This window comes from Streptomyces sp. NRRL S-378 (genome assembly GCF_000720645.1).
Lineage (GTDB): Bacteria > Actinomycetota > Actinomycetes > Streptomycetales > Streptomycetaceae > Streptomyces.
The window spans coordinates 86,576-106,696 of sequence record NZ_JOBX01000006.1 but is presented as its reverse complement, the minus strand read 5'-3'; the positions used below and the strand labels follow the sequence as shown (position 1 = coordinate 106,696).

Annotated in this window: 16 protein-coding genes and 1 pseudogene; 10 read left to right on the top strand and 7 right to left on the bottom strand. The window is 72.8% G+C overall.

The window, feature by feature from the left end; translation table 11 throughout:
* Positions 1-16 precede the first annotated feature (16 nt).
* Both IH80_RS0106200 and IH80_RS0106195 read left to right on the top strand, forming a co-directional pair.
* Positions 17-1,069 carry a WxL protein peptidoglycan domain-containing protein gene (locus tag IH80_RS0106200; protein ID WP_030958351.1) on the top strand — a complete coding sequence of 351 codons (1,053 nt, stop codon included), beginning with the start codon at positions 17-19 and terminating at the stop codon, positions 1,067-1,069.
* A 59-nt stretch (positions 1,070-1,128) separates the two neighbouring features.
* Positions 1,129-2,301, top strand: a complete 1,173-nt coding sequence (locus IH80_RS0106195; RefSeq protein WP_030958349.1) for a hypothetical protein — start codon at positions 1,129-1,131, stop codon at positions 2,299-2,301.
* 169 nt (positions 2,302-2,470) lie between these two features.
* Here the strand turns inward: IH80_RS0106195 and IH80_RS0106190 are convergent, their stop codons facing one another.
* The 4 genes from IH80_RS0106190 to iolC are packed head-to-tail and all read right to left on the bottom strand — an operon-like array spanning position 2,471 to position 7,691.
* A complete protein-coding gene (locus tag IH80_RS0106190; RefSeq protein ID WP_030958348.1) occupies positions 2,471-3,970 on the bottom strand; it encodes a CoA-acylating methylmalonate-semialdehyde dehydrogenase in 1,500 nt (499 codons plus the stop codon).
* A 13-nt stretch (positions 3,971-3,983) separates the two neighbouring features.
* Positions 3,984-5,867, bottom strand: a complete 1,884-nt coding sequence (gene iolD / locus IH80_RS0106185) for a 3D-(3,5/4)-trihydroxycyclohexane-1,2-dione acylhydrolase (decyclizing) (protein ID WP_030958347.1) — start codon at positions 5,865-5,867, stop codon at positions 3,984-3,986.
* Complete coding sequence (gene iolB, locus IH80_RS0106180; protein ID WP_030958346.1) at positions 5,864-6,718, bottom strand: 5-deoxy-glucuronate isomerase; 855 nt, start codon at positions 6,716-6,718, stop codon at positions 5,864-5,866. The genes iolD and iolB overlap by 4 nt, the downstream gene beginning before the upstream one ends.
* A 7-nt stretch (positions 6,719-6,725) precedes the next feature.
* Positions 6,726-7,691 (bottom strand): 5-dehydro-2-deoxygluconokinase, encoded by a 966-nt coding sequence (gene iolC, locus IH80_RS0106175; protein ID WP_037879018.1) that lies wholly within the window; start codon positions 7,689-7,691, stop codon positions 6,726-6,728.
* Between the two features lie 41 nt (positions 7,692-7,732).
* Here iolC and IH80_RS0106170 point away from each other — a divergent pair, with 41 nt between their 5' ends.
* The 5 genes from IH80_RS0106170 (at position 7,733) to IH80_RS0106150 (ending at position 12,890) form a co-directional block, all read left to right on the top strand.
* Positions 7,733-8,647 (top strand): sugar phosphate isomerase/epimerase family protein, encoded by a 915-nt coding sequence (locus tag IH80_RS0106170; RefSeq protein ID WP_030958342.1) that lies wholly within the window; start codon positions 7,733-7,735, stop codon positions 8,645-8,647.
* Between the two features lie 20 nt (positions 8,648-8,667).
* Complete coding sequence (locus IH80_RS0106165; RefSeq protein ID WP_030958340.1) at positions 8,668-9,681, top strand: Gfo/Idh/MocA family protein; 1,014 nt, start codon at positions 8,668-8,670, stop codon at positions 9,679-9,681.
* A 242-nt stretch (positions 9,682-9,923) separates the two neighbouring features.
* Entirely contained in the window at positions 9,924-10,124 is a 201-nt protein-coding gene (locus tag IH80_RS0106160) for a helix-turn-helix transcriptional regulator (RefSeq protein WP_030958339.1), read from the top strand.
* Positions 10,125-10,264: 140 nt separating this feature from the next.
* The gene (locus tag IH80_RS0106155) at positions 10,265-10,498 is read left to right on the top strand and encodes a heavy-metal-associated domain-containing protein (protein WP_030958338.1); all 234 of its coding nucleotides are present in this window, start codon (positions 10,265-10,267) and stop codon (positions 10,496-10,498) included.
* Between the two features lie 115 nt (positions 10,499-10,613).
* Positions 10,614-12,890 carry a heavy metal translocating P-type ATPase gene (locus IH80_RS0106150; protein WP_030958337.1) on the top strand — a complete coding sequence of 759 codons (2,277 nt, stop codon included), beginning with the start codon at positions 10,614-10,616 and terminating at the stop codon, positions 12,888-12,890.
* Positions 12,891-13,271: 381 nt separating this feature from the next.
* Here the strand turns inward: IH80_RS0106150 and IH80_RS0106145 are convergent, their stop codons facing one another.
* Together IH80_RS0106145 and IH80_RS0106140 are read right to left on the bottom strand one after the other, a co-directional pair.
* The gene (locus tag IH80_RS0106145; RefSeq protein ID WP_030958335.1) at positions 13,272-14,561 is read right to left on the bottom strand and encodes a citrate synthase; all 1,290 of its coding nucleotides are present in this window, start codon (positions 14,559-14,561) and stop codon (positions 13,272-13,274) included.
* A gap of 182 nt (positions 14,562-14,743) precedes the next feature.
* Positions 14,744-16,999 (bottom strand): ATP-dependent RecD-like DNA helicase, encoded by a 2,256-nt coding sequence (locus IH80_RS0106140; RefSeq protein ID WP_030958333.1) that lies wholly within the window; start codon positions 16,997-16,999, stop codon positions 14,744-14,746.
* Between the two features lie 279 nt (positions 17,000-17,278).
* Between IH80_RS0106140 and IH80_RS44550 the strand changes: the two genes are divergently transcribed.
* The gene (locus IH80_RS44550) at positions 17,279-17,437 is read left to right on the top strand and encodes a hypothetical protein (protein ID WP_158943295.1); all 159 of its coding nucleotides are present in this window, start codon (positions 17,279-17,281) and stop codon (positions 17,435-17,437) included.
* A 134-nt stretch (positions 17,438-17,571) separates the two neighbouring features.
* Positions 17,572-18,069: pseudogene (locus IH80_RS38935) on the top strand (GNAT family N-acetyltransferase); the annotation flags it as partial.
* Here IH80_RS38935 and IH80_RS0106130 read toward each other — a convergent pair.
* The gene (locus IH80_RS0106130; RefSeq protein WP_037879016.1) at positions 18,020-18,946 is read right to left on the bottom strand and encodes an EamA family transporter; all 927 of its coding nucleotides are present in this window, start codon (positions 18,944-18,946) and stop codon (positions 18,020-18,022) included. The pseudogene IH80_RS38935 and the gene IH80_RS0106130 overlap by 50 nt on opposite strands.
* A gap of 89 nt (positions 18,947-19,035) precedes the next feature.
* Between IH80_RS0106130 and IH80_RS0106125 the strand changes: the two genes are divergently transcribed.
* On the top strand, positions 19,036-19,935 hold the full coding sequence (locus IH80_RS0106125; protein ID WP_030958328.1) for a LysR family transcriptional regulator: 900 nt from the start codon (positions 19,036-19,038) through the stop codon (positions 19,933-19,935).
* The last annotated feature ends 186 nt before the right edge of the window (positions 19,936-20,121 follow it).

The following is a 20,121-nucleotide window of genomic DNA, read 5'->3' as shown; positions in this document are numbered from 1 at the left end:
CGACTGGAGACCGCTCATGCGCACCCGCAGCAGCACGCCCGGCCGCACCCGCACCGCCCTGTACGGTCTGCTCCTCGGCCTGCTGCTCATGGGCGCGGGCCTGCTGCCGGCCGGCCCGGCGAGGGCCGCGGACAACGGCACGTGGGGGGTGTTCCCGACGCCCGCGGCCGGTGCGGCCATGACCGACCGCGCGTACTTCTTCCACCAGGGCGCGGCCGGGAGCACGCTCTCCGACAGCGTGACGGTCCTGAACTCCTCCGACCGGGAACTGACGTTCCAGGTCTTCGCCACCGACGCCGTGAACACCCCAGCCGGCGGCGCGTTCGCGCTCCTCCCGGTGGAGACGAAGCCGAAGGACGTCGGCGCGTGGATCACCCTGGCGCCGGAGACCGCGCGCACCGTCACCGTGCCCGCCAAGGGCCGCAAGGACATCCCCTTCACCGTGAAGGTCCCGCCGGACGCGACGCCCGGTGACCACGTGGGCGGCATCGTGGCCCTGGGCACCGCCGTGGAGGGCGTGCAGCAGGACGGCAAGGTGCAGGTCGGGGTGAAGCGTTCGGTGGGCGCCCGGCTGTACTTCCGGGTGCCGGGGCCCGTCACGCCGGGGCTGAGCGTGGAGGACGTGCGGGTCAGCCGGTCCGCGCCACTGCTGCCCTGGGTCAAGGACGCCCGCGCCACCGTCTCGTACACGCTGGTCAACCGGGGCAACGTGGTGGTCGAACCGAAGGTGGCGGTCTCCGCGGAGGGACTGTTCGGGCGCCGGGTGCTGGACCGGCCGGAGCGCGAGCTGAATCTGTCGCTGCTGCCGGGCCGGCGGATCGAGCTCACCGAACCGTGGCCGGACGCGCCCCAGTCGGACTGGGTCACCGTCAGGATCACGGCGGCCGCCACGGCCCATCCCGACCTCGTCTCCCGGTCCGGGACCGACTTCGTCGCCGTGCCCTGGCCCGCCGTGGGTCTGCTGCTGGTACTGACGGGCGCGGGCGTCACCCTGGGGGTGCTGCGACGACGCCGTCGCGCCGACAGCGAACAGGAGGAAACGCTCCCGGACTTGGCTGGAACGCGCTGACCGGCAAAGGTGTCCCCGGTGACGGTATTGGGCCATCACCGGCTCGAGGGGGGACACCTGTGAGGGAACGACAGCACGGCGACGCGGCCGGGGGCATCGGACTGCTGACCCGCATCGAGCGAGCCCTGGGCACCGGCACCGCCGCCTACCTGCCCGGCGACGGCTGGATCCGCCTCACCCTCCCGCTCGACGACGGCGGCGGCCCGGCCCCCGTGACCGTGGACGTGATCGCGGACGCGGCGCGGGCACCGGAGGGAATCGCGTACCTGCTGCCCGGCGGCGGGCTGAACTTCGCGGCGGAGTTCCTCACCCCGGGCGGCCGGGGCTGCCCCTCCCTCGCCCACGCGCTGCGCCGCCGGGGCCTGCTCGTCGTCGGGGTCACCCCGCGCGAGGACGCCGCCACGGCGGCCGGGATCACCGCCGAACGGGGGCTGGAGGCCCACCGCCGGGACCTGGCCGGGGTGGTGGGCGCGCTGGATTCCGTACTGGGACTGCCGTACCAGTACGTCGGGCACTCGGCCGGGGCCGCCCTCGCGCTGGACGCGGCCTCGCACGACACCTCGCCGCGGCTGCGCCGGGTCGTGGCCCTGGACACGACCGGTCCGTACACGGGCGACCTCGCGGTGCGGGCGGCCGAGACCCGGGACGCGTACGCCACCCGGCTCGCGCAGGGCTTCCCCGTCGTCGATCCGGGGCTCGCGGCCGTGATCGCCAAGGCGGTGGCGGATCCGGACGGCGTCTCCCCGGCGCCGTGGCCGCCGGACCGGGGGCTGCGCTTCACCCACACCGGGCTCGCCCACTTCGCGCTGGTCCGCACGGCCGCCCTCCCGGGACCGGCCAACTGGATCTACGCGCAGGGGCACAGCGCCGGGAGCTACGCCTTCGGGGCGACCCCCGCCGAGGACCGATTCGCTCTGACCCGGACGCCGCTGGCCACCTGGCACGCGGCGACCGCGGCCCTCGGCAGCGGCCTCCTGCCGACGGCCCTGATGCGGGACCTCGCCGCGGTCTGGGCGGGTGACGACGACACGTACCGGATCGCCTGGGACCGCATCACCGCCGAGGTGGTGTGGGTCAACGCCGAGCTGGGCCGCGGCGACCACCCGCGCGGTGCGGAGCTGATCCGCGCGGGCGGCAACGAGCGCGTCTCCTTCGGCGTGGTCCCGGGCTACGGCCACGGAGACGTCGTCTGGGCCGAGGCGGCCGCGTCGGACGTCTGGTCGCGCTTCTGACCCCGCCGGAGAAACCCCGCCGGAGAACCCCTGCCAGACCCAGCTGACCCAGCCGAATCCCGCCGAATCCCGCAGGTGAACGGAACCCGCCCCCGCGGTGAGGCGCGGGGGGCGGGCCGGTCCTGCGGGGTCCAGCGGGCGGGCCGGGCGGCGGCCCGGGGGGCGCCGGTCAGTGGTTGCGGGGGAAGCCCAGGTCCACGCCGGCGGGGGCGTCCGACGGGTCCGGCCAGCGGGTCGTGACGACCTTGCCGCGGGTGTAGAAGTGGATGCCGTCGTTGCCGTAGATGTGGTGGTCGCCGAAGAGGGAGTCCTTCCAGCCGCCGAAGGAGTGGTAGCCCACCGGCACCGGGATCGGGACGTTGACGCCGACCATGCCCGCCTGGATCTCCAGCTGGAAGCGGCGGGCGGCGCCGCCGTCCCGGGTGAAGATGGCGGTGCCGTTGCCGAACGGCGAGGCGTTGATGAGGGCCACGCCCTCCTCGTAGGTCTCCGTGCGCAGGACGCACAGCACCGGGCCGAAGATCTCGTCGCGGTAGGCGTCGGAGTCGGTCCGCACGTTGTCGAGCAGCGACAGGCCGATCCAGTGGCCGTTCTCGTTGCCCTCGACGGTGTAGCCGGTGCCGTCCAGGATCACGTCGGCGCCCTGGGCGGCCGCGCCCTTGACGTACGAGGCGACCTTGTCGCGGTGGGCGGCCGTGATCAGCGGGCCCATCTCGGAGGTCGGGTCGTTGCCGGGGCCGATCTTGATCTTCTCGGCGCGCTCGCGGATCTTGTCGACCAGCGCGTCGCCGATGGAGCCGACGGCGACGACGGCGGAGATCGCCATGCAGCGCTCGCCGGCCGAGCCGTAGGCGGCGGAGACCGCGGCGTCGGCGGCCGCGTCCAGGTCGGCGTCGGGCAGCACCAGCATGTGGTTCTTGGCGCCGCCGAGCGCCTGCACGCGCTTGCCGTTGGCGGAGGCGGTGGTGTGGATGTGGCGGGCGATCGGGGTGGAGCCGACGAAGGAGACGGCCGCGATGTCGGGGTGGGCGAGCAGCGCGTCGACGGCCACCTTGTCGCCGTGGACCACGTTCAGCACGCCCGCCGGCAGGCCGGCCTCGGTCATCAGCTCGGCCAGCTTGTTGGACGCCGACGGGTCCTTCTCGCTCGGCTTGAGGACGAAGGTGTTGCCGCAGGCGATGGCCAGCGGGAACATCCACATCGGGACCATCGCCGGGAAGTTGAAGGGCGTGATGCCCGCGACGACGCCCAGCGGCTGACGGATCGCGGACACGTCGACCCGGTTGGACACCGACGTCGACAGTTCGCCCTTGAGCTGCGTGGTGATCCCGCAGGCCAGCTCGACGATCTCCAGGCCGCGGGCGACCTCACCCAGCGCATCGGAGTGGACCTTGCCGTGCTCGGCGGTGATCAGCTCGGCGACGGCGTCGCGGTTGGCGTCGAGCAGCGCCCGGTAGGCGAAGAGCACCTTGGTGCGGGCGGCCAGCGAGGACTGGCCCCAGGACAGGAAGGCCTCCTTGGCGACCTGTACCGCGGCGTCGACCTCCTCGGCCGACGCGAGCGCGACCTGGGTGGTGACCTCGCCGGTGGCCGGGTCGGTGACCGGGCCGTAGTTGCCCGACGCGCCCTCGACGGTCTTGCCACCGATCCAGTGGTTGACGGTCTTCATGCCTATTGCTCCTTCACAGATGGCGACGTCGCTGCGCGGCTTGCCGGTCGTACTCTTCACGGGCCTGGGCCGCCGCCTTACGGGTCGCGGTCTCGGCCACAGGAACATCCCACCACGCCTGTGCCGGGGGTGGGCCCGACACAGTGTCGGGCGTTCGGGTCCGTACGTAGACACATGTGGGACGCGTTGCCGAGCGGGCCTCGGCCAGGGCTTCCCGCAGGTCACGTACGGTGCGGGCGCGGATCACGGCCATGCCGAGGGAGGCCGCGTTGGCCGCGAGGTCCACCGGGAGGGGGTCCCCGGTGTACGAGCCGTCGGGCGCCCGGAAGCGGTAGGCGGTGCCGAAGCCCTCCGCGCCGACCGCGCCCGAGAGGCCGCCGATGGAGGCGTATCCGTGGTTGTCGAGGACGACCACCCTGATCGGGACGCCCTCCTGGACGGCCGTGACGATCTCGGTCGGGTTCATCAGGTACGTCCCGTCGCCGACCAGCGCCCACACGGGCCGGCCGGGTGCGGCGAGCGCGACCCCGATGGCTGCGGGGATCTCGTAGCCCATGCAGGAGTAGCCGTACTCCACGTGGTACTGGTCCGTGGACCGGGCCCGCCACAGCTTGTGCAGGTCACCGGGGAGGGAGCCGGCCGCGTTGACCAGGATGTCGGTGCCGTCGACGAGGGCGTCGAGGAGCCCGAGGACCTGGGCCTGGGTGGGCGGGAGCTCCTCGTCGGTCGCGGAGACGGCGTGGGCCTCGTCGACGCGGGCCTCCCAGCGAGCCGCCTCCCGCCGGTACACCGTCTCGTACGCGATGTCCACGCGGTGGCCGGCCAGCGCCTCCCGGAGCTCGTCGAGGGCCTCGCGGGCGTCGGCCACCAGGGGGCGGGCGGCGAGCTTGTGGGCGTCGTACGGGTCCAGGTTGAGGCCGACGAACCGGACCGCGGGATGCTGGAACAGGGTCGCCGAGGCGGTGGTGAAATCGCTGAGCCGGGTCCCGGCGGCGAGGACCAGGTCGGCCTCCCGGGCGAGGCCGGCGGCGGTGGCCGTCCCGGTGTGGCCGATCCCGCCGACGTCGGCGGGATGCCCGTACGGGAGCACGCCCTTGCCGGCCTGGGTGACGGCCACCGGGATCCCGGTGGCCTCGGCGAGGGCGGCGAGGGAGGCGTGGGCCGCGCTGTGCCGGATCCCGCCGCCGGCCACGATCAGGGGGCGCGCGGAGCTCCGCAGTGCCTCGGCGGCCGCGGCGAGCTCGGCGCGGTCGGGCCGCGGGCGCCGGACGTGCCAGACCCGCTCGGCGAAGAACTCCTCGGGCCAGTCGTAGGCCTCCGCCTGCACGTCCTGCGGCAGGGCGAGGGTGACGGCGCCGGTCTGCACCGGGTCGGTGAGGACGCGTACGGCTTGGAGGGCGGCCGGGACCAGGGCCTCGGGCCGGGTGACACGGTCGAAGTGGCGGCAGACGGGCCGCAGGGCGTCGTTGACGGAGACGTCCCCGGCGTACGGGACCTCCAGCTGCTGCAGGACGGGGTCGGCGGGCCGGGTGGCGAAGGTGTCCCCGGGCAGCAGGAGCACCGGGATCCGGTTGATCGTGGCGAGGGCGGCGCCGGTGACGAGGTTGGTGGCGCCGGGCCCGATCGAGGTGGTGACGGCGTGCGTGGAGAGCCGGCCGCTCTGGCGGGCGTAGCCGACGGCGGCGTGCACCATGGCCTGCTCGTTGCGGCCCTGGAGGAAGGGCATGCCGTCCGGCCCGGCGCCGCCGGTCTCCAGCAGGGCCTGCCCGATGCCCGCCACGTTCCCGTGACCGAAGATCCCCCAGGTGGCGGCGACCAGTCGGTGGCGGCGGCCGTCACGCTCGGTGTACTGGGCGGCGAGGAAGCGTACGAGCGCCTGCGCGACGGTGAGCCTCATCGGTGGTCCTCCGCTCCTGCTCGGGGGAAGGGCAGCCGGGGATCGACGTCCTGCCCCTCCCAGCTGCCTCGGATCCAGCCGTGGTCGGGGTGGTCGCGGATCAGCCACTCCCTCGGCCCGCCGCCCGGTCCGGCCATCACGTTCAGGTAGTACATGTCGTGCCCGGGGGCGGCCATGGACGGCCCGTGCCAGCCGTCCGGGATCAGGACGGCGTCGCCCGTGCGCACCTCGGCCAGGATGTCGGTCTTCCCGGCCGGGGAGGGCGTGACGCGCTGGTAGCCGTAGCCCGGGGTGTCCCCGTGGGGGGCGATCTCGAACCAGTAGATCTCCTCCAGGCGGGACTCCTCGCCGGGGTGGTGCTCGTCGTGCTTGTGCGGCGGGTAGGAGGACCAGTTGCCGCCGGGGGTGAGGACCTCGACGGCGATCAGCCGGTCGCATGCGAAGCCGGCGGGGCCCGCGGCCGCGAAGTTGTTGACCTGGCGCGAGCAGGGGCCCGCGCCGCGCAGCTCGACGGCCACGGCTTCGGCCGGGCCGTACCGCGGGGGCAGGCGGCGCTCGCACCGGGCCCCTGCGAGGGCGAAGCGGCCGCCGCGCCTCGACGTGACCTCCGCGTGTGCGTCGCGGGGCACGTACGCGAAGTCGGTGGGCCCGCCGAAGACCCCTGTCCGCCCCCGGAGTCGGAACGGTTGCGGCTCGCTGCCGGGGGCTCCGTCCCCGGACTCCGGCTGGGCCCGGCAACGCACCTCGCACCCGCCGGACAGCGGAAGCACGATCCACTCGCACTCCCCCGACGGGAACGCGTACGCCTCCCCCGGCTCCAGCTCCAGCACCCGCAGCCGCGTCCACTCCATCCCCCACTCAGACACCACCGGCACGCCCCAGCACCTCCTCCACCTCGTGAGAGAACGGCATCGCGCTGGAGCACGCCAGCCGCGAGGCCACGATCGCCCCCGCCGCGTTCGCGTACCGCACGACACGCCCCAACTCCCACCCCGCCAGCAGCCCGTGGCACAGCGCTCCGCCGAACGCGTCCCCCGCGCCCAGCCCGTTGACCACGTCCACCTCGACCGGTGCCGCCTCGGCCACCGTCCCGTCGCGGTGGACCGCCAGCACGCCCTGCGGGCCCCGCTTGACCACCGCCAGTTCCACCCCGGCGGCGAGCAGCGCCCGGGCCGCCGCGTACGGCTCGGACTCGCCCGTGGCGATCTCGCACTCCTCCGGGTTGCCGACGGCCACCGTCGCGTGCGCGAGCGCCCGCTCGTAGTACGGCTCCGGTTTCTCCCGCCACAGCATCGGCCGCCAGTCGAGGTCGAACACCGTCGTCCCCGACCGGTCGCGGGCTTCCAGCGCCGCCAGCGTCGCCGCCCGCGAGGGCTCCTCGCTCAGGCCCGTGCCCGTCATCCAGAACACGCGGGCCGCCCGTACCGCCTCCAGGTCCAGCTCGTCGGCCGCGATCTCCAGGTCCGGGGCCTTCGGCAGCCGGTAGAAGTACAGCGGGAACCGGTCGGGCGGGAACATCTCGCAGAAGGTGATCGGGGTGGGGAGCCCGGCGACCTCGGTCACCCAGCGCTCGTCCACCCCGAACCTCCGCAGCTCGGTGCGCAGATACCCGCCGAAGGGGTCCGCCCCGGTCCGGCTGACCAACGCCACCCGCCGTCCCAGACGGGCCGCGGCGACGGCCACGTTCGCCGGGGACCCGCCCAGGAACCTGCCGAAGGTCTCCGCCTCGGCCAGTGGTACGCCGGTCGTCAACGGGTAGAGATCCACCCCGATCCGGCCCATCGTGATCAGGTCGAACGGATACGGATCGCCGGTGCCGGTCACAGTCAGTCCTCCCAGTCGCCCTCCACCCTAAGGTGGCCGTCATGACGTCATCCCCGCCCGCGTTGACCCGTATCCGCATCGGTTCGGCCCCGGACTCCTGGGGTGTCTGGTTTCCCGACGACCCGCAGCAGACCCCCTGGAGGCGCTTCCTCGACGAGGTGGCCGACGCCGGGTACGAGTGGATCGAGCTCGGCCCGTACGGCTACCTGCCCACGGATCCCGTCCGGCTCGCCGAGGAGACGGCGGCGCGCGGCCTGCGGGTCTCGGCCGGAACGGTCTTCACCGGACTCCATCACGGCCCCGCCGTGTGGGAGGAGACCTGGGAGCACGTGTCGCGGATCGCGGCGCTGACGCAGGCCATGGGCGCCGCCCATCTGGTCGTGATCCCCTCCTTCTGGCGGGACGACAAGACCGGGAAGGTGCTGGAGGACCGCACCCTCACCCCGGCCCAGTGGCGCGAACTGGCCTCGCAGACCGAGCGCCTCGGCCGTGAGGTGCAGGAGCGGTACGGGCTGCGGATCGTCGTCCATCCGCACGCCGACACCCACATCGACACCCCGGAGAACGTGGCCCGCTTCCTGGACGCCACCGACCCGGGCATGGTGTCCCTCTGTCTGGACACCGGCCACTACGCGTACTGCGGCGGCGACAGCGTGCAGGCCGTCGAGGCGTTCGCCGAGCGGATCGGCTACCTCCACCTCAAGCAGGTGGACCCGCGGATCCTCGCCGAAGTCGTCGCCGAGGAGCTGCCCTTCGGACCGGCCGTGGGCCGGGGGGTGATGTGCGAACCGCCGTCCGGGGTGCCCGCGCTGGAGCCCGTACTGGCCGCGGCGCAGCGCCTGGGGGTGGACCTCTTCGCCATCGTGGAGCAGGACATGTACCCCTGCCCGCCCGACCGTCCGTTGCCGATCGCCCGCCGTACCCGTGACTACCTGCGCTCCTGCGGCGCCCGCTGACACCCCGGAGGGAACACCATATGACCAGCACGCTCGGCATCGCCGTCATCGGCACCGGAAAGATGGGCGCGGACCACGTGCGCCGGTTCGGGCGGACCGTGGGCGGCGCCCGGGTGGTGGCCGTGGCCGACCCGGACGGGGACCGCGTCAAGGAGGTGGCGGGGGCACTCGACGGTGCGAGTGCGCACACCGATCCGGCGGCGGCGATAGCCGCGCCCGGGGTCGGGGCGGTGCTGATCGCGTCCCCCGGGCCGGCCCACGAGGAGGCGATCCTGCAGGCCCTGGAGCGGGAGCTGCCCGTGCTGTGCGAGAAGCCGCTGACGCCGGAGCCGGCGGGTGCGCTGCGCGTCATGGAGGCCGAGCAGCGGCTGGGGCGGCGCCTGGTGCAGGTGGGGTTCATGCGGCGTCACGACGCCGAGTACGAGCGGCTGAAGGAGCTGCTGGACGCGGGCGGGATCGGCCGTCCGCTCTTCCTGCACTGCCGTCACCGCAACGCGTCGTCTCCGTCCTTCTTCACCAGCGACATGCTGATCAGTGACTCCGTGGTGCACGAGGTGGACGCGGCCCGCTGGCTGCTGGGGCAGGAGATCACCGCGGTCACGGTGCTCTCGCCGCGGCCGACGTCGGCCGCGCCCGAGGGGCTGAGCGATCCCCGGATGGTGCTGCTGGAGACCTCCGGCGGGGCCGTCGTCGACGTGGAGATCTTCGTGAACTGCGGTTTCGGCTACCAGGTGCAGTGCGAGGCGGTCGGCGAGGCCGGGAGCGCCCGGATCGGCGACGGCCACGCGATGGTGGTACAGGCGGCGGGCCGCTGGGGCGGTGCGATCGACCAGGACTTCACGGTGCGTTTCGCCGACGCCTACGACCGGCAGCTGCGGCGCTGGGTGGCCGCGGCCGCGCGCGGCGGGGTGGCGGGGCCCGACGCGTGGGACGGCTACGCGGCGGCCGCCGTCTCGGAGGCGGGCCTCGCGGCCGCGCGCAGCGGCGTACGGACCGTGGTGGAGCTCCCGGACCGGCCGGCCCTGTACCGCTGAGCGCTCCCTTCTCCCGCGCTGTCCTCATCCGACCCCTGTGACTCTCCGGTCACAGGGGTCGCCCTCTTGTCACGCATGTCCGCGTTACGCGGGTCTTCCGTCACAGGGAGTACACAGCACCTCCCCGACCCCGGTCCTGCGTCGTTCGCCGGGCACAACCCGAGTGATCGTCAGCGTCCACGCGCCGGCTCCCCGGACGGCCTCCCGGCCGGCCCCGTGCCGTGGACCAGGAGGTGTCCCAGATGAGCGACCGACAGCTGTGGTCGTACAAGGAGATCGCTGCACACATCCGGGTCCAGCCGGACACCGTGCGCTCCTACCGCAAGCACGGACTTCTCCCGCCGCCCGACCACGTGGAGGGCGGCAAGCCCTACTGGTACGCCGCCACGGTCCGCGCGTGGGTGGCCCGGCGGCCCGGCAACCGGGGGCGCCGTGACGACTGACCCCCGCGTCGGCGGCAAAAGACCGGATGCCGATGTTCGCTTTATACCCCCCAGGGGTATAGTCTCGATTCATCGGGAGGACGGTGGAACCATCGGCCACCCTCCCGGTGACCGCACACGCCCCTGAAGAGGAGAACGACATGACCGCCGAGACGGACACCCAGACCACCACCGTCTACCGGGTGACCGGCATGACCTGCGGCCACTGCGAGGGTGCGGTGACCAGCGAGATCGCCGCCCTGCCGGGCGTCACCTCGGTCAAGGCCGTCGCCGCGTCCGGCGAGGTCACCGTGGTCTCCGCCGCCCCGCTCGCCGACGAGGACGTCCGCGCCGCCGTCGACGAGGCGGGCTACGAGCTGGCCGGACGGGTCTGAGCGGCACCCGCACCTCCTTCGGCAGCACCCGCGGCACTTCGCAGCACCCCGCCGGGCCGTGCCGGCCAGCTCATACTGGACCCGTACGGCCCGGCCATCCCCCTGGAGCCGGAACATGACCAGCACAGTGCACGACGGACCGATAACGGCGGTCGAACTCTCGATCGGCGGGATGACCTGCGCCTCCTGCGCGGCCCGCATCGAGAAGAAGCTCAACCGGATGGACGGCGTCGAGGCCACGGTGAACTACGCCACCGAGAAGGCCCACGTCTCCTACGGCGACGGCGTCCAGGTCGCGGACCTGATCGCGACCGTCGTGAAGACCGGTTACACCGCCGAGGAACCCGCGCCGCCCGCCCCGCCCGCCCCGGCACCCGGCGAGGAGCAGCCTGCCGACGCTCCCGACCCGGTGCTCTCCGGGCTGCGGCAGCGGCTGCTGGTGTCCGCCGCGCTCGCCCTGCCCGTCGTCCTGCTCGCGATGATCCCCGCCCTGCAGTTCGACAACTGGCAGTGGCTCTCGCTGACCCTGGCCGCGCCCGTCGTGGTCTGGGGCGGTTTCCCCTTCCACAAGGCCGCCTGGACCAACGCCCGGCACGGCGCCGCGACCATGGACACCCTGGTCTCGGTCGGTACGCTCGCCGCCTTCGCCTGGTCGCTGTGGGCCCTGTTCTTCGGCCACGCGGGCATGCCCGGCATGCGCCACGGCTTCGCCCTCTTCACCGTTCAGGGGGGCAGCATTTCCCGCACCGACGGTTCCTCCGCCATCTATCTCGAGGTCGCCGCCGGAGTCGTCACCTTCATCCTCCTCGGCCGCTACCTGGAGGCCCGCTCCAAGCGGAAGGCGGGCGCGGCCCTCAAGGCCCTGCTGGAGCTGGGCGCCAAGGACGTCGTCGTCCTGCGCGCGGGCAAGGAGGTGCGCATCCCGGTGGCCGCGCTCACCACCGGCGACCGCTTCGTCGTCCGCCCCGGCGAGAAGATCGCGACCGACGGCACGGTCGTCGAGGGCAGCTCCGCCGTGGACGCCTCCATGCTGACCGGAGAATCCGTCCCGGTCGAGGTGTCCGTCGGCGACTCCGTCACCGGCGCCACCGTCAACACCTCCGGGCGCCTGCTCGTCGAGGCCACCCGGGTCGGGGCCGACACCCAGCTCGCCCGGATGGCCAGGCTGGTGGATGACGCGCAGAGCGGCAAGGCCGAGGTGCAGCGCCTCGCCGACCGGATCTCCGGGGTCTTCGTCCCCGTCGTCCTGGTCCTCGCGCTCGCCACGTGGACCGGCTGGCTGCTCGCCACCGACGACGCGACGGCCGCCTTCACCGCCGCCGTGGCCGTCCTGATCATCGCCTGCCCGTGCGCCCTGGGCCTGGCCACCCCGACCGCGCTGATGGTCGGCACCGGGCGGGGCGCGCAGCTCGGCATCCTGATCAAGGGTCCCGAGGTGCTGGAGTCCACCCGCCGCGTGGACACCGTCGTCCTGGACAAGACCGGCACGGTCACCACGGGCCGGATGACCCTCGCCGGGGTCGTCACCGCCGAGGGCGTGGACGAGGCGGAACTGCTGCGCCTGGCCGGATCCCTGGAGCACGCCTCCGAGCACCCGATCGCCCGGGCCGTCGCCACCGCCGCCGCCGACCGGGCGGGCGCCCTGCCGGTGCCCGAGGGCTTCGAGAACCTCGCCGGTCTCGGCGTCCAGGGCGTGGTCGACGGGCACGCCGTCCTGGTGGGCCGCGAGCAGCTGCTGGCCGACTGGTCGATCCCCCTGCCGGACGGGCTCGCGCGGGCCAAGGCCGCCGCCGAGGCCGAAGGGAGCACCGCCGTGCTGGTGGCCTGGGACGGCACCGCGCGCGGGGTCCTGACCGTGGCCGACGCGGTCAAGGAGACCAGCGCCGAGGCGGTCGCCCGGCTGCGGGAGCTGGGGCTGACCCCGGTCCTGCTGACCGGCGACAACCGGGCCGTCGCCGAGACGGTGGCCCGCGAGGTGGGCATCGACGAGGTGATCGCCGAGGTGCTCCCCCAGGACAAGGTGGACGTGGTGCGCCGGCTCCAGGCGCAGGGCCGTACGGTCGCCATGGTCGGCGACGGGGTCAACGACGCGGCCGCACTGGCCCAGGCCGACCTGGGGCTCGCCATGGGCACCGGCACCGACGCGGCCATCGAGGCCGGCGACCTGACCCTCGTACGGGGCGACCTGCGGGTGGCTGCGGACGCGATCCGGCTCTCCCGGCGGACCCTGGCCACCATCAAGGGCAACCTGTTCTGGGCCTTCGGCTACAACGTCGCGGCGCTCCCGCTGGCGGCGGCCGGCCTGCTCAACCCGATGATCGCCGGGGCCGCCATGGCCTTCTCCTCGGTCTTCGTAGTGACCAACAGCCTGCGGTTGAGGTCCTTCCGCTAGTGGATCGCCTTCGCATCGTTCCCACAGTTCCTTCACGGGAGACGCAGATCACAGTGACCTCAACGTAACCATCCGGGGTCGTGACAGGTCTAATGGGGCGATGCCAGGAACGTCTTGGGGGACGTTCCACGGAAACCTTGGGGGTTTTCCGTGGCATCCGCCGGCCGGGACACGTGCCCGCGGGAGGCTTTGAGCGGCCCTCCCGACCCGAACGGGTCCCGGCTCAAGGACGCCCCGATCCGGGTCCCGTGGGGGGAATCCGTTTCGGGGGGAAAAGGGAAGCGCCCCGACCGTCGACCCGTGGGGGGATCGACGGCGGGGCGCTTCTCGTACGCCTGGGGCGGCGCCGCGCAGATGTACGCGGCGCCGGGCGGCCTCGGGTCAGCGGGCCTCGACGGGAACGAAGTCGCGCAGGACCTCGCCCGTGTAGATCTGGCGCGGGCGGCCGATGCGGGAACCCGGCTCCTTGATCATTTCCTGCCACTGGGCGATCCAGCCGGGGAGACGGCCGAGCGCGAAGAGCACGGTGAACATCTCGGTCGGGAAGCCCATGGCCCGGTAGATCAGACCGGTGTAGAAGTCCACGTTCGGGTAGAGGTTGCGCGAGACGAAGTACTCGTCGGCGAGCGCGTGCTCCTCCAGCTTGAGCGCGATGTCGAGCAGCTCGTCGCTCTTGCCGAGCGCCGAGAGGACGTCGTGCGCCGCCGCCTTGATGATCTTCGCCCGGGGGTCGAAGCTCTTGTAGACGCGGTGCCCGAAGCCCATGAGGCGGACGCCGTCCTCCTTGTTCTTCACCTTACGGATGAAGGCGTCGACGTCGCCGCCGTCGTTCTTGATGCCTTCCAGCATCTCCAGGACGGACTGGTTGGCGCCACCGTGCAGCGGACCCCACAGGGCCGAGATGCCGGCGGAGATCGAGGCGAACATGTTCGCCTGCGAGGAGCCGACCAGGCGCACGGTGGAGGTGGAGCAGTTCTGCTCGTGGTCCGCGTGCAGGATCAGCAGCTTGTCGAGCGCGGAGACCACGACCGGGTCCAGGTCGTACTCCTGGGCCGGCACGGAGAAGGTCATGCGCAGGAAGTTCTCGACGTAGCTGAGGTCGTTGCGCGGGTAGACCACCGGGTGGCCCACCGACTTCTTGTACGCGTAGGCCGCGATCGTCGGGAGCTTGGCCAGCAGGCGGATCGTCGAGAGGTGGCGCTGCTTCTCGTCGAACGGGTTGTGGCTGTCCTGGTAGAACGTGGACAGCGCGCTGACCACGGACGACAGCATCGCCATCGGGTGGGCGTCGCGCGGGAAGCCGTCGTAGAAGCGCTTCACGTCCTCGTGGAGCAGCGTGTGCTGGGTGATCTCGTTGCGGAAGGACGCGAGCTGGTCGACGGTCGGCAGCTCACCGTTGATCAGCAGGTAGGCCACCTCGATGAAGGACGAACGCTCGGCCAGCTGCTCGATCGGGTAGCCGCGGTAACGCAGGATGCCCTGCTCACCGTCGAGGTAGGTGATCGCGGACTTGTAGGCGGCGGTGTTGCCGTAGCCACTGTCCAACGTGACGAGCCCGGTCTGGGCCCGCAGCTTCGAGATGTCGAAGCCCTGGTCGCCGACGGTGCTTTCGACCACCGGGTAGGTGTATTCACCGTCCGCGTACCGGAGTACTACAGAGTTGTCGCTCACGTCATCCCTCACCGACGTAGTGCCTCTTCTTCGAGGTGCCCTGACTGCCTCTACCTTCCCCCATTTGGCGCAGGAGAGTGCACTCGGGGTCGGCCTTTGGTCTTTCGGACGGCACTGAGTGCCGCCAACCTGCTCATCCTGCCCCCTCCGCACCGGTGCGGGAACCCCAAATGATCGATCATCTAGGTGATGTTTCCCACCGGTATCCGTCCGGAGAGCCTCGGCGCGACCGCCGTATACCTCCTGCCTGCGGAAACGGTACGCACCGCCTGGCCGAGGGCCTTCCTGGACCCGACGAGGACGACCAGTTTCTTCGCCCTGGTCACGGCCGTGTAGAGCAGATTTCGCTGGAGCATCATCCAAGCGCCAGTGGTGACCGGGATCACCACAGCGGGATATTCACTCCCCTGGGAGCGGTGGATGGTGACGGCGTAGGCGTGGGCCAGCTCGTCGAGCTCCGAGAACTCGTAGCCGATCTCCTCGTCCTCCTCCGTCCGCACCGTCAGGCGCTGTTCGTCCGCGTCCAGGCCGATGACGACGCCGACCGTGCCGTTGAAGACGCCGTTGGCCCCCTTCTCGTAGTTGTTGCGGATCTGGGTGACCTTGTCGCCCACGCGGAAGACCCGGCCGCCGAACCGCTTCTCCGGCAGGTCCGGCCGGGCCGGCGTCATCGCCTGCTGGAGCAGCCCGTTGAGGTTCCCGGCGCCCGCCGGGCCGCGGTGCATGGGGGCGAGCACCTGGACGTCCCGCCGCGGGTCGAGGCCGAACCGGGCCGGGATCCTGCGGGCCGCCACGTCCACGGCCAGCACGCCCGCCGCCTCGGTGTCCTCCTCGGGGAAGAGGAAGAAGTCCGGCAGTCCGTCGGTGATCGGCGGCAGCCCGGTGTTGATCCGGTGCGCGTTGGTGACCACGCCGGACTGCTGGGCCTGCCGGAAGATCCGGGTCAGGCGCACCGCGGGCACCGGGCCGCCCTCCGCGAGCAGGTCCCGCAGCACCTCCCCGGCACCGACCGAGGGCAGCTGGTCCACGTCCCCCACGAGCAGCAGGTGGGCACCCGGCGCCACCGCCTTGACCAGCTTGTTGGCCAGCAGCAGGTCCAGCATCGAGGCCTCGTCGACCACGACCAGGTCGGCGTCCAGTGGCCGTTCCCGGTCGTACGCGGCGTCCCCGCCCGGCTTGAGCTCCAGCAGCCGATGCACTGTGGAAGCCTCGGCCCCGGTGAGCTCCGAGAGCCGCTTCGCCGCCCGGCCGGTCGGCGCGGCCAGCACCACCTTGGCCTTCTTGGCCCGGGCCAGCTCGACGATGGAGCGCACGGTGAAGGACTTGCCGCAGCCGGGGCCGCCCGTGAGGACGGCGACCTTGCGGGTCAGCGCCAGCCTGACCGCGTCCCGCTGCTCGGGGGCGAGCGTGGCCCCCGTACGCCCGGCGAGCCAGCCCAGCGCACGGTCCCAGTCCACGTCCTGGAAGGAGGGCATCCGGTCGTCCTCGGCGTGCAGGAGCCTGCGCACCTGCCCGACCAGGGACAGCTCTGCCCGGTGGAAGGGCACCAGGTACACGGCGGTCAGCGGGTCGGGCCCGCCCTGCGGGTCCGGCACGGGCTCCCGTACGACGCCCTCCGGGTCGGCGGCGAGTTCGGCCAGGCACTCGATCACCAGTCCGGTGTCCACCTGGAGCAGTTTGACCCCGTCGGCGATGAGCTTCTCCTCGGGCAGGAAGCAGTGGCCCTGGTCGGTGGACTGGGACAGGGCGTACTGCAGTCCGGCCTTGACCCGCTCGGGGCTGTCGTGCGGGATCCCGACGGCCTGGGCGATGCGGTCGGCGGTCAGGAATCCGATGCCCCACACGTCGGCCGCGAGCCGGTAGGGCTGGTTGTTGACGACGGAGATGGAGGCGTCGCCGTACTTCTTGTAGATGCGCACCGCGATGGAGGTGGAGACGCCGACGCCCTGGAGGAAGACCATGACCTCCTTGATGGCCTTCTGTTCCTCCCAGGCGGCCCCGATCAGCTTCGTCCGCTTGGGGCCGAGCCCCGGAACCTCGACCAGCCGCTTCGGCTCGGACTCGATCACGTCGAGGGTGTCGGTGCCGAAGTGCTCCACGATCCGGTCGGCGATCCTCGGGCCGATGCCCTTGATCAGGCCGGAGCCGAGGTACCGGCGGATGCCCTGGATGGTCGCGGGCAGGACGGTGCGGTAGTTCTCCACGGTGAACTGCTTGCCGTACTGCGGGTGAGAGCCCCAACGGCCCTCCATGCGCAGCGATTCGCCGGGCTGCGCCCCCAGCAGCGAGCCGACCACGGTGAGGAGGTCACCGCTGCCGCGGCCGGTGTCGACCCGGGCGACCGTGTAGCCGCTCTCCTCGTTGGCGTAGGTGATGCGTTCGAGCACGCCCTCGACCACCGCCAGTTGCACCGCCGCCCGTGCCCCGTCCGTTGCCATGACCCGAAACTACCGGGCGGCGCCGACATCGCGTCAGCCCTGTGGACAGCGCGAAGGGGGTCCCGCCTCACGGCCGGACCCCCTCACGGTTACCCCTCCCTCGTCGGACTTCCCGATCCCCCCGGATCCCTCCCCGGAAGTCCCGACGCACCATACGACCCGCGGTCCTCCCGGAGGGTTGCATCCGGAGTCGCAGATTTACGTTTCCGTTACCCAACGCCTACTCGAGGTGCTGGCGAATCGGTACACAAGGAGCGTTCCAGGCATGAGTGAATCGTCATGGCCGGTGTCCTGGCCAAGCTGAGCAGGCCGGTGGCCGTCGGCAGGTCCGCCGGCGGTACTGCGGCGGGCACCCCCGCGACACCCGGCGCGGCCCCCGCGGGCGACGGCGGACTCGGCGACCTCCTGGGCCAGATCCTCGGCGGCGGCCGGAAATAGCCCTCCGGAACACCCGTACGGCCCAGCGCGGGCCGGCGGCCGCGGGGCATCCCCCGGCCCGGCCCGCGCTATCCTCGAGCGCCATGGACACGCCCGCGGCACCCCGGACACCTGAGGACCCCGCGGCCAAGGGAGTCCGCCTGCGCGACCCGGCCCCCGGCGACCTGGGCTGGATCGTGCAGCGGCACGGCGCGCTGTACGCCGCCGAGTACGGCTGGAACGCCGAGTTCGAGGGCCTGGTGGCCCGAATCGTCGCCGACTTCGCCGAGGACCACGACCCGTACCTGGAACGGGTCTGGATCGCCGAGCTGGACGGCCTGCCGGTGGGCTCGGTGATGTGCGTGCGGGAGGACGGCGCACCCGGCACCGCCCGCCTGCGGCTGCTCCTGGTCGACCCCGAGGGGCGCGGCCGCGGCATCGGCGGGCTGCTGGTCGACACGGTCGTCGCCTTCGCCCGCTCGGTCGGCTACCGCGAACTGGTGCTGTGGACCAACGACGTGCTGGCCGACGCCCGCGAGCTCTACCTGCGGGCCGGGTTCACCCTGGTCGCGGAGCGCCCGCACCGCTCGTACGGGGCCTCCCTCATCGGGCAGGACTGGCGCCTGCCGCTGCAGGACGGCTCCGCGCACTGACGGCCGCGGTACCGGCCCGCGGCCGCGCGGGCGCCAGTGACGTCAGCGCCACCCCGCCCACCAGCAGCACCGCCGCCACCCAGCGCAGGCCCGACACCTGCTCCCCCAGCACCAGCGCCGCCGAGGACATCCCGAAGACCGGCACCAGCAGGCTGAACGGAGCCACCGACGAGGCCGGGTAGCGGCGCAGCAGGTAGCCCCACGCCCCGAAGCCGAACACGGTCGAGATCCACGCGACGTACGCGATGACGCCCACCCCGGACCAGTCCAGGGCCCGCAGCGCGGCCAGGTCCCGCTCGGGCCCCTCCAGCAGCAGCGACAACCCGAACAGCGGCAGCACGGGCACGGTGCACACCCACACCATGAAGTTCAGCGCGTCGGGCGGGGAGGCCTTGCGGGTGAGCACGTTGGAGACGCCCCAGCAGGCGGCGGCCGCCACGACCAGGGTGAATCCGAGCACCGGCCCGGAGGTCCCGCCGTCCACGGCGGCGACGGCGATCCCGGCCAGCGCCACCGCCATCCCGGTCACCCGCACCCGGCCCGGCCGCTCGCGGAGCACGACGGCCGCGAGGACGGCGGTGAAGACCGCCTGGACCTGCAGGACGAGCGAGGACAGCCCTGCGGGCATCCCCGCGTCCATGCCGGTGAAGAGCAGTCCGAACTTGGCGATGCCGAGGGCGGCGCCCACCCCGAGGACCCACTTCCAGGCGACCTTCGGCGGCCCGACGAAGAACACGGCGGGCAGGGCGGCGACGAGGAAGCGCAGGGCGGACAGCAGCAGGGGCGGGAAGTGGTCGAGGCCGATCTCGATGACCACGAAGTTGAAGCCCCAGACGGCGGCGACGAGCACGGCGAGTGCGGTGTGTACGGGACGCATGGACCGAGCATCCGCCCGCTCCACCGTGTAGCACCAGCGCGGATCTCTTCACCCATGGATGAAGCAGCGCTAACGAATAGGATGGGGGCATGCTCGATCTCGCCCGGCTGCGCGCCCTGCACGCCGTATCCGTCCACGGCTCGGTCGCGGGCGCGGCGGCCGCCCTCGGTTACACCCCCTCCGCGGTCTCGCAGCAGATCGCCAAGCTGGAGCGGGAAACCCGTACCACCCTGCTGGAACGGCGCGGGCGCGGCGTCGCCCTCACCGAGGAGGCCCGCCATCTGGCGGACACGGCGCAGGAGTTGCTGGCGATCGTCGAACGCGCCGAGACCACCCTGGAGGAGCGCCGCGGGCAGCCGAGCGGGCTGCTCACGGTCGCCGCCTTCGCCTCGGCCGCACGCGGCCTGCTGCCGGGGGTACTGGCCGACCTGGCCCACCGCCACCCGGCCCTGGACGTGCGCCTCACCGAGGTCGACCCGCACCTGTCCGTGGACCTGGTGGCCCGGGGCGTCACCGATCTGGCCGTGGCCCACGACTGGGACATCGCCCCGCTGCCCGCGCCCGAGGGGGTGGAACAGGCCCTGATCGGGGACGACCTCTGCGACCTGGTGGTACCCGCCGGCCATCCCTTCACCACCCGTGCTGCCGTCCGCCGCTCCGACCTCGGCGGTGAGCGCTGGGTGTGCCAGCCGCCCGGGCGGGTCTGCCACGACTGGCTGATGCGGACGCTGCGCACCGCGGGCTTCGAGCCGGACATCGCGCACGTCGCCGAGGAGAACCACACCATCGTCGCCCTGGTCGCGGCCGGACTCGGGGTGGCGGTCGTCCCCCGGCTGGGCACCGGCACCCTCCCGCCGGGAGCCGTGGCCGTACCGCTGGAACCGGGCCCCGTCCGCCGGCTGTACGCCCTCTGGCGCACCGGAGCGGCCCGCCGCCCGGCCATCACCGAAACGGTCCGCACCCTCCAGCAGCACTGGGCCGCGCAGTAGGCCTGCCGACCGGGCCGGGCCGCGTGCCGCCCCCGCACCGCCGCCCCGGGACTCCGCACCGCCCCGGCCCACCGGGCCGCCCCGCACCGCCGCCCCGGCCCACCGGGCCTCCGCCCGAACCGCCGTACCGCCGCACCGCCCCACGGGGCGACACGCAGCGACACGCCCGGCCGCCGCCGGACGGCA